This is a genomic window from candidate division WOR-3 bacterium (assembly GCA_039802205.1).
Lineage (GTDB): Bacteria > Hydrothermota > Tepidihabitantia > SM23-42 > JAOAFX01 > JAOAFX01.
This window is the reverse complement of the sequence record JBDRWD010000065.1, coordinates 1-15,514: the sequence shown is the minus strand read 5'-3', so window position 1 is coordinate 15,514 and position 15,514 is coordinate 1. Positions and strand designations below refer to the sequence as shown.

The 15,514-nt window shown below is 41.8% G+C and carries 13 protein-coding genes; 4 read left to right on the top strand and 9 right to left on the bottom strand.

Annotated features, from left to right (window positions below):
- A partial coding sequence (locus ABIL39_10855) for a M14 family metallopeptidase (protein ID MEO0166622.1) occupies positions 1 to 1,554 on the bottom strand: 1,554 nt, incomplete at its 3' end.
- Positions 1,555 to 1,736: 182 nt separating this feature from the next.
- Here ABIL39_10855 and ABIL39_10850 point away from each other — a divergent pair.
- Positions 1,737 to 2,354, top strand: a complete 618-nt coding sequence (locus ABIL39_10850) for an energy transducer TonB (GenBank protein ID MEO0166621.1) — start codon at positions 1,737 to 1,739, stop codon at positions 2,352 to 2,354.
- On the opposite strand, the gene ABIL39_10845 is transcribed toward ABIL39_10850, so the two are convergent.
- Genes ABIL39_10845 through ABIL39_10810 form a run of 8 tightly spaced genes read right to left on the bottom strand, consistent with a single transcriptional unit; the run spans position 2,340 to position 10,702 of the window.
- A complete protein-coding gene (locus ABIL39_10845; protein ID MEO0166620.1) occupies positions 2,340 to 3,341 on the bottom strand; it encodes a bifunctional phosphoglucose/phosphomannose isomerase in 1,002 nt (333 codons plus the stop codon). The two genes, ABIL39_10850 and ABIL39_10845, sit on opposite strands and share 15 nt — an antisense overlap.
- Positions 3,338 to 5,089, bottom strand: a complete 1,752-nt coding sequence (gene ptsP / locus ABIL39_10840; GenBank protein ID MEO0166619.1) for a phosphoenolpyruvate--protein phosphotransferase — start codon at positions 5,087 to 5,089, stop codon at positions 3,338 to 3,340. Before ptsP ends, ABIL39_10845 begins: the two co-directional genes overlap by 4 nt.
- On the bottom strand, positions 5,089 to 5,346 hold the full coding sequence (locus tag ABIL39_10835; GenBank protein ID MEO0166618.1) for an HPr family phosphocarrier protein: 258 nt from the start codon (positions 5,344 to 5,346) through the stop codon (positions 5,089 to 5,091). The genes ptsP and ABIL39_10835 overlap by 1 nt, the downstream gene beginning before the upstream one ends.
- A complete protein-coding gene (locus ABIL39_10830; GenBank protein ID MEO0166617.1) occupies positions 5,343 to 5,984 on the bottom strand; it encodes a PTS system mannose/fructose/sorbose family transporter subunit IID in 642 nt (213 codons plus the stop codon). Before ABIL39_10830 ends, ABIL39_10835 begins: the two co-directional genes overlap by 4 nt.
- Positions 5,985 to 6,007: 23 nt before the next feature.
- A complete protein-coding gene (locus tag ABIL39_10825; GenBank protein ID MEO0166616.1) occupies positions 6,008 to 6,652 on the bottom strand; it encodes a PTS sugar transporter subunit IIC in 645 nt (214 codons plus the stop codon).
- Positions 6,649 to 8,568 carry an alpha-amylase/4-alpha-glucanotransferase domain-containing protein gene (locus tag ABIL39_10820; protein ID MEO0166615.1) on the bottom strand — a complete coding sequence of 640 codons (1,920 nt, stop codon included), beginning with the start codon at positions 8,566 to 8,568 and terminating at the stop codon, positions 6,649 to 6,651. The genes ABIL39_10825 and ABIL39_10820 overlap by 4 nt, the downstream gene beginning before the upstream one ends.
- Positions 8,569 to 9,042, bottom strand: a complete 474-nt coding sequence (locus ABIL39_10815; GenBank protein MEO0166614.1) for a PTS sugar transporter subunit IIB — start codon at positions 9,040 to 9,042, stop codon at positions 8,569 to 8,571.
- Position 9,043: 1 nt separating this feature from the next.
- Complete coding sequence (locus ABIL39_10810; protein MEO0166613.1) at positions 9,044 to 10,702, bottom strand: hypothetical protein; 1,659 nt, start codon at positions 10,700 to 10,702, stop codon at positions 9,044 to 9,046.
- Positions 10,703 to 10,778: 76 nt separating this feature from the next.
- Between ABIL39_10810 and recR the strand changes: the two genes are divergently transcribed.
- The 3 genes from recR (at position 10,779) to ABIL39_10795 (ending at position 15,440) form a co-directional block, all read left to right on the top strand.
- Entirely contained in the window at positions 10,779 to 11,366 is a 588-nt protein-coding gene (gene recR / locus ABIL39_10805; GenBank protein ID MEO0166612.1) for a recombination mediator RecR, read from the top strand.
- Between the two features lie 1,091 nt (positions 11,367 to 12,457).
- Positions 12,458 to 12,838 carry a hypothetical protein gene (locus ABIL39_10800; protein MEO0166611.1) on the top strand — a complete coding sequence of 127 codons (381 nt, stop codon included), beginning with the start codon at positions 12,458 to 12,460 and terminating at the stop codon, positions 12,836 to 12,838.
- Entirely contained in the window at positions 12,777 to 15,440 is a 2,664-nt protein-coding gene (locus tag ABIL39_10795; GenBank protein ID MEO0166610.1) for a T9SS type A sorting domain-containing protein, read from the top strand. The genes ABIL39_10800 and ABIL39_10795 overlap by 62 nt, the downstream gene beginning before the upstream one ends.
- Positions 15,441 to 15,514: the final 74 nt, after the last annotated feature.

Sequence of the window (15,514 nt, the reverse complement as noted above, 5' to 3'; positions counted from 1 at the left end):
CACATCATAATTGCTCTCCAAGTTATAATAACACCAGAAGGTCAACGAATCACCAGGCTGAACCAAATAAGGATGCAATGTCCGGGCTGCACTATTCATATTGTTGGTATTCCCTGAAAATAGGCTATATGAACCAGAATGATGCTGGGCAGTAGAAAGGGTAAACCCCTGCAAAACCCAGCGTCCGGTACCCGATTCCAGATTATCTTCAATCACACTGGGATTGGAAAGCTCTACCAGTTCCCACTGAGTGGGATGGTTTTCCGTTGGATTGACCGGATGCCATTTAATTGTAAAATTCTGCGAAACATTTCCGATTGGATAAATCACGGGCGGTGCCACTTTACCCTCAATCAATGGTGGTATTGAATCGCGGCACAACTGGGCAAGATATTTCAATGCCTTAAAATTTTGCTGGAAAATATTATCAAGATCAGAAGTCGATTGATAAAATGCTGTTCCTATCTCAGTAGTATAAGAAAGATTTGCAATCCCACCAACCCAGTGACACCAAGAATATACCCAATCAATACTCCCACCGCTGACGGCGTAGAGTATTTCGGGAATCTGTCCAGGAGTGTACGTACCACCACTCAGCTTATTTATCATCCCTGCCATACGATTTCCAAACCTTGCACATACTGCTCCATCAGGAATGTCATTGGTCGTCCAGCCCCATCCCCACATCAGTAATTCACTATAACTGTGATACGACATATAAGCATTTATGACTTTGGAACGAACATACATCGTCAATGCCCTTATTTCATCGCCTGAAAAAGCATATGCTCCACAGAATGTCTCCTGGGACGGATAATGGGTCGCCTGGTTCTCATCAACTGCTCCCCAGTCACCCGCAATATCATCACAACAACCTCCGTAATTCCGATTCGGGTCTGTCCCTATCGCACCACCAAACGGCTCCCGATCCTTACGCCATGACCGCTGCGCCGGATAATCATAAACATAACCATCAACATTGATCACCGGAAAAGCATAAATCTCAATGTTATCCACAATCTGCCGAATCTCATTGTTGGTACTGTAAACCTTCAAAATCGAATCACAAAACTTGTAAACCACATAAGGCGTAGCCCACTCCCGCGCATGATGACAACCATCAACCAAAAACCCCGGCTCGGTCGGATCCTCATAAGCAGGATTATCAGAAATCTTTAAACCATATATCCAACGCCCCTCATAAGTCCGAACCGGCAAAGAATCAAACTTACAGATCGAAGGATAAGTCTGCGCCAACTGCCGCATCATCTGAACATACTGATCATAAGAATAATACTGCCCCCGCACCTTCTCCTTTTCTAACTCTAAACTGTAAACCTGAACCTCATAAGGAAGACCAGAAGCAATGATTCGGTCCATTGTATTACGATCCACCACAATATCATACCACTCATTCGCTCTTCCGGTGGCGATATCCAGATGGTACTTGGGTGATATCCGGGCAAGATCCGACCATTTCCCATAGACCCGCACCACCATCGTCTGAGCAGATAATATCACCAACAAGGTGAAAAAAGAGCATATTAATTTCATAAAGCCTCCGGGAAAATTATAATATTATGAATTTAAAAGTCAAGGGTATAAGGTAGGCACAATTAAATTTAGCTATTGACTGTTTTTCAAAGAAAGGATCGGAACTGCCTGACAGAGCACTCCCATTTATAAGGGAATAAAAATTGATTAAAGATGGTATATTATAGTGCAAGGAGGTAAAAATGCGCGACCATAAAAAGATGTATGGAATTTACCTGAGAACTAGTTTTCTCATTGCTATCGGGATATTGATCGTTCTTTTTCTCGCCCTCCCTTATGCCGAACCTGAACCCTACAAACGGAAACAAGAAATGGTGGGATTGATTAACGAAATAACAATGGTCATTGATAAAGAAGTAGAGGTTATCGATAACGAAACTCGCCCCCAACCTCCACCTGTTGCAATCCCAGCCGTGGGAAATGAAAATGGTATGACCACGATAACATCCTCTGAATTAGTAGAAAATTTCATTCCAGCAAGCCCGGCTGGTCCGGAGATTGAAATAATGCCATACTATAAAGTTGAAATAAAACCACAACCCTTGGAGATGCCCGCACCTATTTATCCTCCCCTGGCAATCAAAGCGGGCATTGAAGGGAAAACCGTAGTCAAAATGCTTGTGGATATCGATGGCAAGGTTATAGAAGTGGTGATTCTCAAATCAAGTGGCAACGGTATGCTCGATGAAGCAGCCGTAACCGCTGCTAAGAATTCCAGATTCACTCCGGCGAAACAAAGAGATAGATTCGTCCGGGTCTGGGTGGTCCGGCAATACGAATTTACATTAAAGAAGGGATAATCGCTTTTTTAAATAATCAATTCTTGCTACCGGCAAGGGATCGATTTTAATCAGTCTTGCGAGATGATAGCTTAAAAAATCACCGAGCATAATCGCCCAGAATATCTGCTCCAATAAATTTCGGCCTTCAGGAGTGATATCATAATATTTTAGCCCTTTGATTTCCCGGGAGATAATCTCTTTGATTATCTTTACTCTTATTCGATTACGTAAAAAGGCGTTTGGATCATTGAGGAAGAAAACTATTACATCTTTGCACCATGGTCTTCCCAAACCAACAATTTCATTATGATTCATCTCAGGGATGGTATTGATGTGGGACAGGATTTTTGCGTTTTCATTTAACTGACACTGCCACCTTCGGGCAACAACAAAAAAAGCAGGAGAATCAGCATAGATGATGGGAAATTTTTTAAAAATCTTTACGGCTAAATCCCTTCCCTTCTTATCTAAAAACGGCGCGTGCTTCTTTAAAAAAATTGAGAGCCGGGAAAGGGCAAAGATAGGATTTTTCTCAATCAAACCAATCCGGTATAAAAAAAGGGGAAGCGGTGTAAAAAGATACCCTAAGGCACCGCGGGGAGGGAAACCTGGAGGAATTTTTATCTTCAGCAGTGCTTTATTTTTTAAGAGTTTGCCATTGGAGGAAATGAGCACCATCGGAATACCTCGCTTTTTCAAGATTTTATAGTTATAAAGAGTCTCTTCGGTATTACCGGAATAACTGATGAGGATGGCGATACTCTTATCATCGATATATTCAGGAATTTGATAATCCTTGTTAACCAGAATCTCCAGGTCTGGATAAAGAACGGATAAAAGATCTCCACTGATTCCAGAGCCGCCCATGCCACATATCAATATTCGACGACAATTTTGTCCCAAATTAACTGGAGGTGTGATATCACTCCAGGCGCACTGGAAAATACTTATCGCTTCCACGATCTGATCAGGTAAAGTATAGATTATCCGGTACATATCATTCATCTTATCAACTCCTCGATACCCGGGAACTTCCTCCGCACCATCCGGTTTAAAAATCTTTTTACCTCCAGGGCAGTTCGAAAATTAAAAGCCTCCTGCGCAATCTCCTGACATTGAGGTATGGTGAGGGTCCTCAAAATCAGTTTCGCCCGGGGTATTGCCGAAGGGCTCATAGAAAGTTCGTCCACTCCCATTCCTACCAAAAGTGGAATCGCTACGGGGTCACCCGCAAGTTCTCCGCAAATTCCTACCCAAATGTTTGCCTTATGACCCGCATCAATCGTCTCTTTTATCAAACGCAATACCGCGGGATGAAAATGATCAAATAACTGGCTCACCCGTTCATTCCCTCGGTCCACCGCTAATGTATACTGAGTCAAATCATTAGAACCGATGCTGAAAAAATCTACCTCATGGGCTAGATAATGGCTCATCAATGCAGCCGATGGCGTCTCGACCATAATCCCCAACTGGATGCTCTCATCAAATTCAATCTTTTTCACCTTTAATTCTTGTCGCACCTCATTAAAAATCAATTTTATTCGCTTTATCTCTTCGTATGTTGCAACCATTGGAAACATAATCTTGATGTTTTTGTTGACCGAGGCTCGCAAAATTGCGCGAATTTGGGTCTTAAAAAACTCAGGTTCTTGGAGGCAGACCCTTATGGCCCGCCAGCCTAAAAATGGATTTGCCTCATGGTAATCCGAAAATATCTTATCGCCCCCCAAGTCATAGGTTCTAATTATCACCGGATGGGGTTTAATCCTTTTTGCCAAAGCATTATAAACCCTATACTGTTCTTCCTCAGAAGGACTGCCCCGGCGCGCCAGATATAAAAATTCCGTACGGAACAATCCGATGCCGATTGCGCCATATTTCAAGGCGTGTTCCACTTCGGCAAAAAATTCAATGTTTGCTGAAATATCGATATGCTTCCCGTCACGCGTCTCCGGAGGCAATTCACATACCGGCAACAAAGCACGCTCGATCTGAAGGGCTTTCTTCTTTTGCTCTACATAAAAACTGACACGGCTGGAACTGGGATGGATAATAACAATTCCCCGTTCTCCATCCACGATGATTTCATCACCATTTTGAACCTTATCCACGAATTCACCAATACCGAGAATCGCAGGAATCTCTAATGCCCGGGCCGTGATCGCAGTATGGGAGGTTCTCCCCCCGATCTCCATAGCAATACCCACCACATTTTTCCGATTGATAAGTGTTGCCTCGGAGGGTGGTATATCGTGTGCCACAAGCACCGAACCCGGTGGAGCTTCAATTACGGAGGTATGGGACATGCCTAAGAGATTTTTCAGCACCCGTTCAGCAACATCATAAATATCTGCAACTCTTTCTTTGAAATAAGAATTTTTACTTTCGCCCAGTTTTCGTGCATATTCACTAATCACTTCATGATAGATAAATTCAGCATTTTTCTTTTCATCGAATATCCGTTTCTTAACCGCCTCAAGGATTGTTTCATCCTCCAGCATCATAATCTGTGCATCAAGAAACTGGCCGAAGTCCTCCCCAATCTCTTTGTTGATCTGTTCTTTTATCCTTTTCAACTCTTCCTTCGTTTTTAAAACCGCCTGTTCAAACCGTGCTACTTCTTCTTTTAAATATACTGAAAGGATCGGAGTTTGAAATATCTGGGCTTTTTTTATCTCGTATATATATGCCCTACCAATCGCCACACCCTTTGATGCAGGAACACCATGGAAGATTCTTTCTTTAGGCATCAGTCTTGTCCCTCAAGTATCGCCCGCAGGGCATTAAATGCCTCTTTTTCATCATCACCTGAACAGATAAGGGTCACCTTCGCCCCTTTCTCACAGGCAAGGGTCAAAATGCCCATTATGGATTTGCCGTTGACCTTAACCCCATCTTTGATTAATTCAACTTTGCTCTTAAACTTCTCCGCCAGTTTTACAAACCGCGAGGCCGGCAATGCATGCAACCCATTTTCATTTAAAATAGTTATCGTCTCCTTGATCATAGCAGAATCAGGTTAATTATTATCAAAATAAAGACAAAAGTCAAGATTAAAATGGGTGCCACCTTTTTCCACAAGAGTATCAAAAAAATACCTCCAACCGGGATGATGCAGAGGGTGTGATAATTTCTCGGTAATACCACCGGTAATAAACCGATGAGAAACGCCCCTAAGGCTTCGTAAGCCCGCTGTAAAATCGAAAATGCCCTCGCTTTCAACATAAATACTACATCCCAACCTTTCTGATAACCCGCAATAAATCCGTAAAAGCGAAAGAACAGATGAATTATATTATAGATACCGAGAAAGAGAATCGGACCCCAAATCCCGTATTTCAAACCGATTATTACACCCAGAATTGATAGTCCGGGTCGGAGCGTCTGCCAGAAAAACATATCTCCGTAGGCAGCAAATGCCGACTGACTAACGGTAATATGTTTTTTTATATCTTCTCCATCACCATCGTTTTCCAGGGCACGTAATACTGCACCGATGATAAACCCTGCCATGTAGGGATGGGTATTAAAAAACAGCCGGCGGTTCTGAAGCAATAATTTCTTTTTTTCTTCGTCAAGGCTACTAAATAGTGTAACAAAAAATCCCAACGATTGCATTGAATAGAAAGACCAGGAAGTCTGCAAAAATAGGCTCAGGAAAAACAGTTTTATAAGACGAAAAAAGCCAAGGTGCATAAAATGCCTAAAACGAGAAAATAAAAAGATTCTTTTTTAAGGTAGAGATAAATTCCGTTTGCCAGTCCTAACGCCACAATTATAATCAACAGAAATTCCCGGTTGAAATCCGCCTTTAGGACCGTAAGGGGCAGGAAGCTCACAATCCAGAATATCGGTAAGAAAAGCACCACTCCCCGCAAAAAGGAAGTGCCTAAACCCAGAAAATGACAAAAATATAAACGTTTCTCATCTCTCAAAAATTGATAAAAGAACTGCTCATTCACTCGGCGCACCAATGTATCCAGCAGGTTTCCTAAAACTGCAACAAGAATGCCCAGCAGAAATATCACCATCAAATTCGGCTCACTTTGGGTCGTTTTTTTCATAATGAAATATGCCCCACTGCCGGCAATTCCCGCGGCCTGGGCATCGGGAGGGACATCCTTACCAATGGGCAGATTGGCGAGAAAGATCAGTTGAAATAATGCCCCGATTAAGATCCCAGACTTTACATCCCCATATAACGCGCCGATGATAGTTCCGGCAATGATCGGCTGTGAAAAACCGAATTCACCAACCGCATATTTATCGAGCAAAATCAAAGAACCCAGAAAGCTCAAAGGGATTATATTCATAGTTCAATCCTTATCGAAGGGTTACGATAAAAGATTAATAGAAGCGCAAATCCCTGAAATATCTTTTCAAAACCACTTTCACTTGAAGAAATAGTTTCTATCGGATAGCTCAGGAGTTTAAATTTTTCGGAAGCGCTAAATTTGATCGGCTTAAATTCTGTGCCTTCAATTTGGAAATAATTAAGGTCATCAAGCTCCTGGAGTTGGTATAAACTCGCCTGACCATTTATCTTTAAACCGGGATTGAAGATACCCAGAGAAAATTCCAACCCGATATTTCCGATATGCCCCTCATAGGTAAACTCCAGCATCGAGCTGGCTGGGTCGATCACTATCTTCTTTTTAAAGTTGAGTTCTTTATTTTTGAAAATAAATTCAAACGGTTTATAATCCAGTAACTGGTATTCGATTATCTTGCCCATGATTCTCTGTTGATAAAAATCATCTTTTTGTGGTAGCGAAGCAAGGAGATGTTCAAATCCAAATCCCCTTTCGTATTTGTCATAGATGAGATACTTATCTAAATCTTTGCCCTTGGTGCGGATGACTTCATGGATTGACCTCACTTCTTCTTCTCCACTGGAAGACTGGGGTATTAAATCGTGGTATTTTTCCACCCTCCGGGCAAGATAATTTAATATATTTTGCCTCCGGTCGCGCACATCTATCTCAATGAAACTGCCGGTATTGAGTCTCATCACACAGAAAAGATTCGGAGTACTTATCACCAGTTCATCCCGACCATCAATATCAAAATCAAATTTTTCAATCCCAGTTTTGATACTATGGAGTTCGGCTTCAATGAGATTCCGGTATACTGCCTCTCTTAAATGGGGCAAATAAAGACCACCAAAGATTCCATGCCAGTAAGCACAAGAACATTGTCCACGCCAGAGACTCAATTTCGCTGAAATATCCGGTTGGAGATTCTTAGAGACATAAAGCATCCTTTTATGCATCAAATTTGCCTCGGGATAGCGACTCAGGAAATTTTTAAAGTATCCTCCATGGATCAGATGGTAATATTTGCTCTCTACATTCCTTTTTAACTCCAGATAATTCCGTCCCGCCTCCAGAGGCAACACCCATTCCCCCATCTCTTCATAAGAAGCGGTGGGGATATATATGCGACCTGCAGGAGGTTCCTTTTTTATAATATCCCGCAGATGGACCGTCTTTATAAACTCATTTGTACTTAAAAATTCCAGAAATCGCTCCAGCCAGCCTTCTCTATAAACCCAATTATATGTTCCGGGCCAGACACCAAATTTCTCACCATCATCGCCAAGAACCTTTATAGCTCCAGGTTCCAGATTGCTAATCTCTAACAAATAGTTACGCACTTCCTCAACCGGATGGAAGGGAATCAAATAACGGAGTTTCATTGAGATGGGAAATATCTTTAAGATCTTCCCATTATCCTCAGTGAGAAAATATGACTTCAGCTCATCCGCGCTTAAACCAGCATATAGAAAATGGGTATCATCAAGTAGTGTATACTCGATACCTGCTTCCGCCAGCAATGGTATCAACCCCGGTTCCCACACCCGTTCCGTAAGCCAGAGACCGGTAGCTTCAACACCCAGTAGTTTATAGAGATAATCTTTGAAATATTTTATCTGCTCCACAACATCATTCGGAGGTATCAAAGAAAGGATTGGTTCGCTATATGCCGATGCCAAAATTTCGGCTTGCCCATTTTCTATTGCCATTTTCAGATGATCAAAATATTCTGGATGATTTTTCAATAACCAGTCACACAGTGGACCGGAATTATGGATGCCGAATTTAACATTTGGATATCGCAGCAGGGTTTTTATCAATGGTAAATAAGAATGCTCGTAGGCGTGTTGAAAGACATGGTCAAAATTACCCACCGGTTGGTGGTTATGGATATAAAAAGCGAGTCGGACCATTTACACTCCAGTTAATTTTTTAACCACATCAATCGGCTGGGAATTGGGTAATTGTTTCCCAATTATCTTAATCCCCAGTTCATGGATTTTGACGATGAACTCAATGTCTTCGGGAGTAAGATAGATATAAGGTGCAATGGAACGGGCACCTTCCCGATATCCCAGACCACCGATGTAAATCTCCTCTACTTTTAATCCATTTTTTATGAGATTATAAGCATCTTTTACCTTCTCCACCACCAGCATCCGCCTTTTTTTATCCAATCCATTCTGGAGATATTTAACACAATCTTGAATGCTACAGCAATGGAAACTGATGCTTTCAGGAATTGCGAGGCGAAAAACATTGCGTGTCCACTCATCCTGGCTGAGTGTATCAGAAGCGACGATCAATTCTTCTATACCTAACGGCCTTGCCCACCCTGCTACCACCTGGCCATGAATCAAACGGTCATCAACCCGCAAGATAAACATCTCAATCCCAAAATTCCCATTTTATTTCCAGACCGATATCCCGCCTAATCTCCGAAAAGTCTTCAGGCTGGGTGTAAAGCAGATTATCAAAGAGAATACCGAAATGTAAAGTTAAAAATTTTAGTGCCAGTCCCGAGGAGAAGGTGAAAAAAGGTTGATAAGAATGTCCGGAAAGGTCGTATCTTTTGTCCACAAAAGATAATCGACCAAAAGCCTTGAGCACAGAACGGGGACTGGTTTTCTGCCAGTTTAAGGCGAATTTGGTTACCCGCTCCGGAAATCCGGAAGGAATATCGTTGATGAAAATATATTGGTATGAAGTGGTCAGGGAGAAAAACCTCCCCAGCGGTACATCAAAGAACCCTTCAATTCCCGCACAATTATTCCCGCTCCCATTGATTACATAATATTCATCTTTTCCTTCTCTCTGGTATATTAATGGATTTTCGGTGTGGGTATGAAAGAAGGTCAACCTGGAACTACCGGACACCAGGCTAAATTCTTTATGGAATATCCGTTCATCCCTTAGTCTGATATTGCCGATGATTTTTACCGGCTTCAGAATAAAACGCGCATTCCCGTAATGAGCCACATAATCGGGCGGGCGCGGATAGTATAAAATTTGGGTCATCAATCCCAGCCAACTAGCAAAATCATATCTCAGTCGGAAACCGGCATTAAAAACTATATGGCGGGCATTATAACTAATTCCATACCGCGGTCCGATTACAAAATGATAGATTTTAAAGGCAGCATCATGATTGAACTCCACGACCTCATGTTTGAATGGCTGACAATTCAAAGTCTGAAATTGACTGGTGCGCATGCTCATTGTTAAATCATGTCCAAAATTTTTTCTGCTCAATAAAACCTTCTGGTTGAACGCATAGGTTACAAAATTATTCTCATCAACCGCATTATCCAATTTGAAGGCATTTCTGAATAACTGGAGTTTATATGAGGAACTGCCTAAGGTAAGTGCTACATCATTCAGCACCGCCTTAGCAATTGTATCACCGCCGTTGGCAGTCAGAAAGAAATCCAAGCGCAGGGGAATAAATCGGTTAAAATAAAGATTCGCATACCCACCATTGGTTCTCAGGTAGGTTTTATCATAATTCTGGTATTGGTGTGAATACAAACCACTCAAATAGATGCCGCTAAAATCGGTAAAAGCACGGGCAAAATCCACATTATAGATAGTATTTGTGCCGAACATGGTGAAGTATAAATAGGAGTAAGGTTTTTCAAAACGGTTGACCTTGGGTGCAAAAGTAATCGCTCCACTTTTTCCTTCAATATTTTTGGTGTATGAAACCGCCTCAAAAAAGTTGAAGGGCACAGCAGTCAGAGTGAAACAACCTTGCAAAAAGTAATCCTCAAGCGGATGATTATTTATTAAAAAAGAAAGAGGGGCAAGGCTTTTTATCGCAGCATACAAACTTCGGGATTCCAAAAGGAAGGGAGTCAAAGAAAGAATATCATGATAACCGGCTAAAGAAATAACAGGTTTGATAACCTGTCTTAAGGTAAGCAAACTTTCTAACCCATTGGTTGCAGAAAAATCTATTATTGTAGGTATTTCGGAGGTGACAGTATCAACCGTGCCGGAATCTCCGGTTGCTGACTTCCCAATTAGCAAAATCAGGCATAAAAACACGATTGATTATAGATTAAAAACACCAGTTTGTCAAGATTACCGGTTGACTTTGGTAAATTTCTGGCTAAAATGGAGTATGGGTTTGATGGATGAATTGATTGAAAAGCTCCAGTGGTTGCCTGGTATCGGCAAAAAATCTGCCCAGCGTCTGGCTTTTTTTCTACAGAAAATGGAAGTATCACGGGTAAAAGAATTAACGGATGCGATATTGCGAGCAAGACTGGAACTGAAGGAGTGCTCCATCTGTCACAATCTGGGTGAAACCGATCCCTGCGAAATCTGTTCGGCACCCAATCGTAACAAAGAAATCATCTGTGTTGTAGAACAACCCTCGGATGTGATGGTCATCGAAAAGATGGGCGAATACAAGGGTCTATACCATATCCTCCATGGCGTGATATCGCCGATAGATAGTATTGGACCCGAAGATTTGAGAATCAGTAGTCTCATAGCCAGGATAAAAAATCAAAAAATTAATGAAGTGATAATTGCCACCAATCCTACAACCGAAGGCGATGTCACCGCAATTTATATTGCGAAATTATTGAAACCTTTAAATATCAAGGTCACCCGAATTGCCCGAGGATTACCGACAGGGAGTGATTTAGGACTCGCAGATGCCACCACCATCCTCCGGGCATTTGAAGGTCGGAGCGAATTGTAGAAATAATCATTAAGCGCCTTTTTCTTGTTTTAAAAGGTATTTTGGGTCGAACTGCCATACGCACAAAAGTTATCCAATCTTGGAATACAGAAATTTAAATATCTCTCTCACACGAAATCCAACAAACATGCTTTCGGATTTTTTAAGCAGAGTAAAAACAATAATGCAAATCTGAAGGTATGTTCTATATGTTAAAAATGGTTATGATGTAGGACAAAACTTCAGCCTTACTCTCACCCATGACTACTGGAGCATGATAAATATAGTGCCGATAAAAATTTCTGGTAGCCGCAGGCTTCAGCCTGCATATATTCTTTCCCATGGGACGTAACCGCAACCTTCGGGTTTGAGTTTATTGGAATAGGGAATTCAGTTTCGTGTTAAGAAAAGTGTGCAACCAAAAATTGTGTGCAAAATTTACACACTTGAATGTCTGAAAAAAATAGCGTATTTTTGCATATTTGCAAATACCTTCAAAAAGTGTGCAAAATTTGCACACTTTTTGGAACACGGGCAATAAAAACTCAATGAAATTTCAAAACAATTTTCGGGCACGAAATTTGCAATAGGATAAAGTAAAGGGACTATCTATGAATGACCAGCTATTCAAATTGGGTCTTGACTCTTTGGCAGGGAAAGTTATAATATTTTATAGGAGTGAGTATGTCTTATCTTATCTTATCTTACACCAGAGAATAATTATCGGCATTTTCTTATTGCCGATTTTAATAAAAATTCTTTCGGCTTCTTCTATGCGGAGTTTATAAGATTTGTTTGAGATTGCTTCATCTTCTCCTTTCCTCTCCCTTGAAGGGAGAGGATAAAGGAACTGTAGGGCAAGGCTTTAGCCTTGCGAGGAGCCTGGTGGCACCGGAGCAGAAAAATATAGTGCCGATAAAAATTTCTGGTAGCCGCAGGCTTCAGCCTGCGTACGGTCTTTTCCATAAATTGGAGGTCGAGCAAGCTCGACCACTACAAATGTTTGAAATGTAGTGGCAGAGTTTACTCTGCAAAATCCGCGGAGATTTGTGCCATCATCCGCGTGATTCTATGTTGTTTCAGCCTCAGGGCTGAATAAAATGGAGGAAAAAATGAAATATTCAATTAGAATTAGTTTATGTATAATGCTTTTCTTGGCAACCGCTTTTGCCCAGGAGCCAAATTTGGTGTGGCAAAAGACATATGGTGGTAATCTTGCTGACGAGGGTTATTCAATAACGACTACCAACGATGGCGGATTCATCATTGGAGGTTATACATATTCAAGTCCAGAGAATAGAAACGCATATTTAATTAAAACCGACGCTTTCGGAAATATCCAGTGGCATAAAATTTTTGGGACACAATATGATGATGCTGTCCATTGTGTGCGACAGACTGCGGATGGTAATTATATTCTAACAGGGGCATATGACGAATATAATCCAAACAAGGGTTCAGATATCTATCTTAGGTTCAGATATCTATCTTAAAAAGATAAAAAATGACGGCACTGATTTGTGGTTCAAATTGAAAGATTACGGGCATAGTGAATGGGGTGAGTTTGTCACCGAAATTTGTAATGGATTTGCAATTGTTGGATGTCAGCTGGGTCCTGACCAGGGTCAACTTCTCCTTGTAATAACAGATGCGCTGGGAAATGATACAATAATCTGGTCATACGGCCCAACTAGTCAATTTGACTGTGGTTATTGTGTTCAACAATTCTATGACTATGAATCTGGGCGCTACGGCTTGATTATTACTGGAAGGGTGTACAACTCGCAAAATAGTAGCCCCGACATTTGGCTTATCAAAACCCTTGAAGATGGAACTCTAATATGGGAAAAGAAGTTTGGCGGCCCGGATTGGGATGAAGGTAGATATGTTATCAACGCTCAGCCTGATAGAGGATATCTTATCTGCGGAACATATGCTTTTGATCATATGTACTTAATTAAGACTGATGCATCAGGGAATTTCCAATGGTCCAAATTATTACGTCCCCCACAATATTCTGGAGCCCATGGATATGCTGTTAAACAGACTTCTGATGGTGGCTATATTGCTGTAGGTAAGGCAATGGGGACCATTGGATATCAGGATATTTATGTCGTCAAACTAAATAGAACCGGGGATGTTGAATGGCAGAAAATAATTGATCATGGGATTGGTCATAATGACTACGGATATGGAGTTGATATTATTAAAGAAAATGAGTATATAATCGCTGGTACAACATTTTCTCCGGGGCCGCCCTGGGCTGATGTCTACCTTGTTAAACTTGGACATATGCTCAATGATACCAATGACCCATTATCTCTTGCTTATAATGGCAATCGCCATTTAGTCCGTGAGCCGAATACTGAAAAATTACATCTGGTTTATACAAGAATGGATTCGGTCATTTATCAGTATTCTTCTGATGGTGGAACCAGTTGGACTACACCCCTTGCCATTGGCAAAGGCAAGTTCCCGGCAATTACATTGAGTTCAGATAATCTACCTTCAGTCACCTGGACCGATGAAATCGGTGGTTTATGGTATCGGCGTCAGATTGCACCCGGTCAATGGGGCGAGATTTATCACCCTTCTAATCCCGTCGGTCCTTATGACCCATTCTTGAACTCTCCACCATCAATCGCTGTTGTTCCGGGAAATCCCGATGAAGTTCACATCCTTATTACTCGCACCGGAAGGGTTCAAATGAATGGAGTTGCCCATACAGTAGATGATTATTCATTCCCGATAACTAATCCTGAGAATGGAGAATATCATCCGATAGATGTCGGCACCGGTGGAATGTATCCACCGATTCGGCTCTCTCCTTCCATTGCCCGTTCAAGTCTTGACAATTCCCTCCATGCGGTCTGGCTGCGTCAGGACACGGTCTGCTATGCAACAAAAAATATCGGACAACCCTGGCAAAACTGGGGTGATGTATTTGATCCAGAAGGGCATCAATCCGCCCATCCCTTTGTTGAGTGCTATGGTGATATGGTCTATGTGGTCTGGGAACATAAACAGACACCAAGTGCGCCAGAAGATGTGTGGAAAGGACAGCGACGCCTATCTGACCCTAATTTTCCATATTGGGACAACCTCAGCCGAACACCAAATACCCCATCCCGTTATCCTGTTAATGCCTCGGGTCTATTCACAGTCTTTCAGGATAGTCCATATCCACCAATCAATGGACCCGAAATCTATTACAAAGTCCATCCTGAAGATGACCCCTTTAATATCAGTCAGACAACTGTAAGTTCCCTCTTCCCACAATCAGTAGCAAGAATCACTGGTTCACTGTTCTATCTCTACACAGCCTGGCAGGATGGTGCTGCCTCACCTTATGAAATCCGATTTAAGAAACTATCATATATCCCACCTGAATTGCCTGCCTATCTCACTTCAGTTAACGGTAATGAGGTTCCTTCTTCCTACCTCGTGCAGCGTGATACTTTCTATTCCGACTGGCAAATTCCTGTTGATATAGGTTCTCAGAAAATCACCTACCGATTCCCGCTTGAGCCCGGTTATCGCTATAAAATCAAGGTCGTTGCCTATCACCAATTATCAGGTCAATGGCGTGAATGGGTAAAGATTGATAATGGTCCAAAGCATCAAATCAAATACAATCCATTCAAGCCCGAAACATTGGAATTCTGGGTGCCGACAGCATTTTATCAGGATGGCACCATTGATGTGGTATTTGATAGAATCTCGGGCTCTTTTGCGACTGCTGGACCAATCTATATCTATCGCTATGAATATGAAGAAGGTGAAGGTGGTGGTCCAATGGCACAGGAATCCCATACGCTGAACAATCCCGGTCTTGCAATCTTTCCTAATCCCTTCAGAGACAAATTGAATATTAGATACACGATATCAGATGTAGGGCAAGGCTTCAGCCTTGCAATAAAAATCTACGATGTCACTGGAAGGTTGATAAAGCAATACAACAATCCATCTGAAAGAATCATCTGGAATGGCAGAGATGAATATGGTAGAAAGGTTGCGCCGGGTGTATACTTCCTGCGGATTGAGAATACCGGTTCAAATCAATCATACTGTCAGAAAATCCTTAAGTTAGAATAATAACTAACCGGTGGGGTGGAGTTAATTGCTCCACCCCACTCTCTCTTGGTAGAGGTGAGATATGTATTTATTTC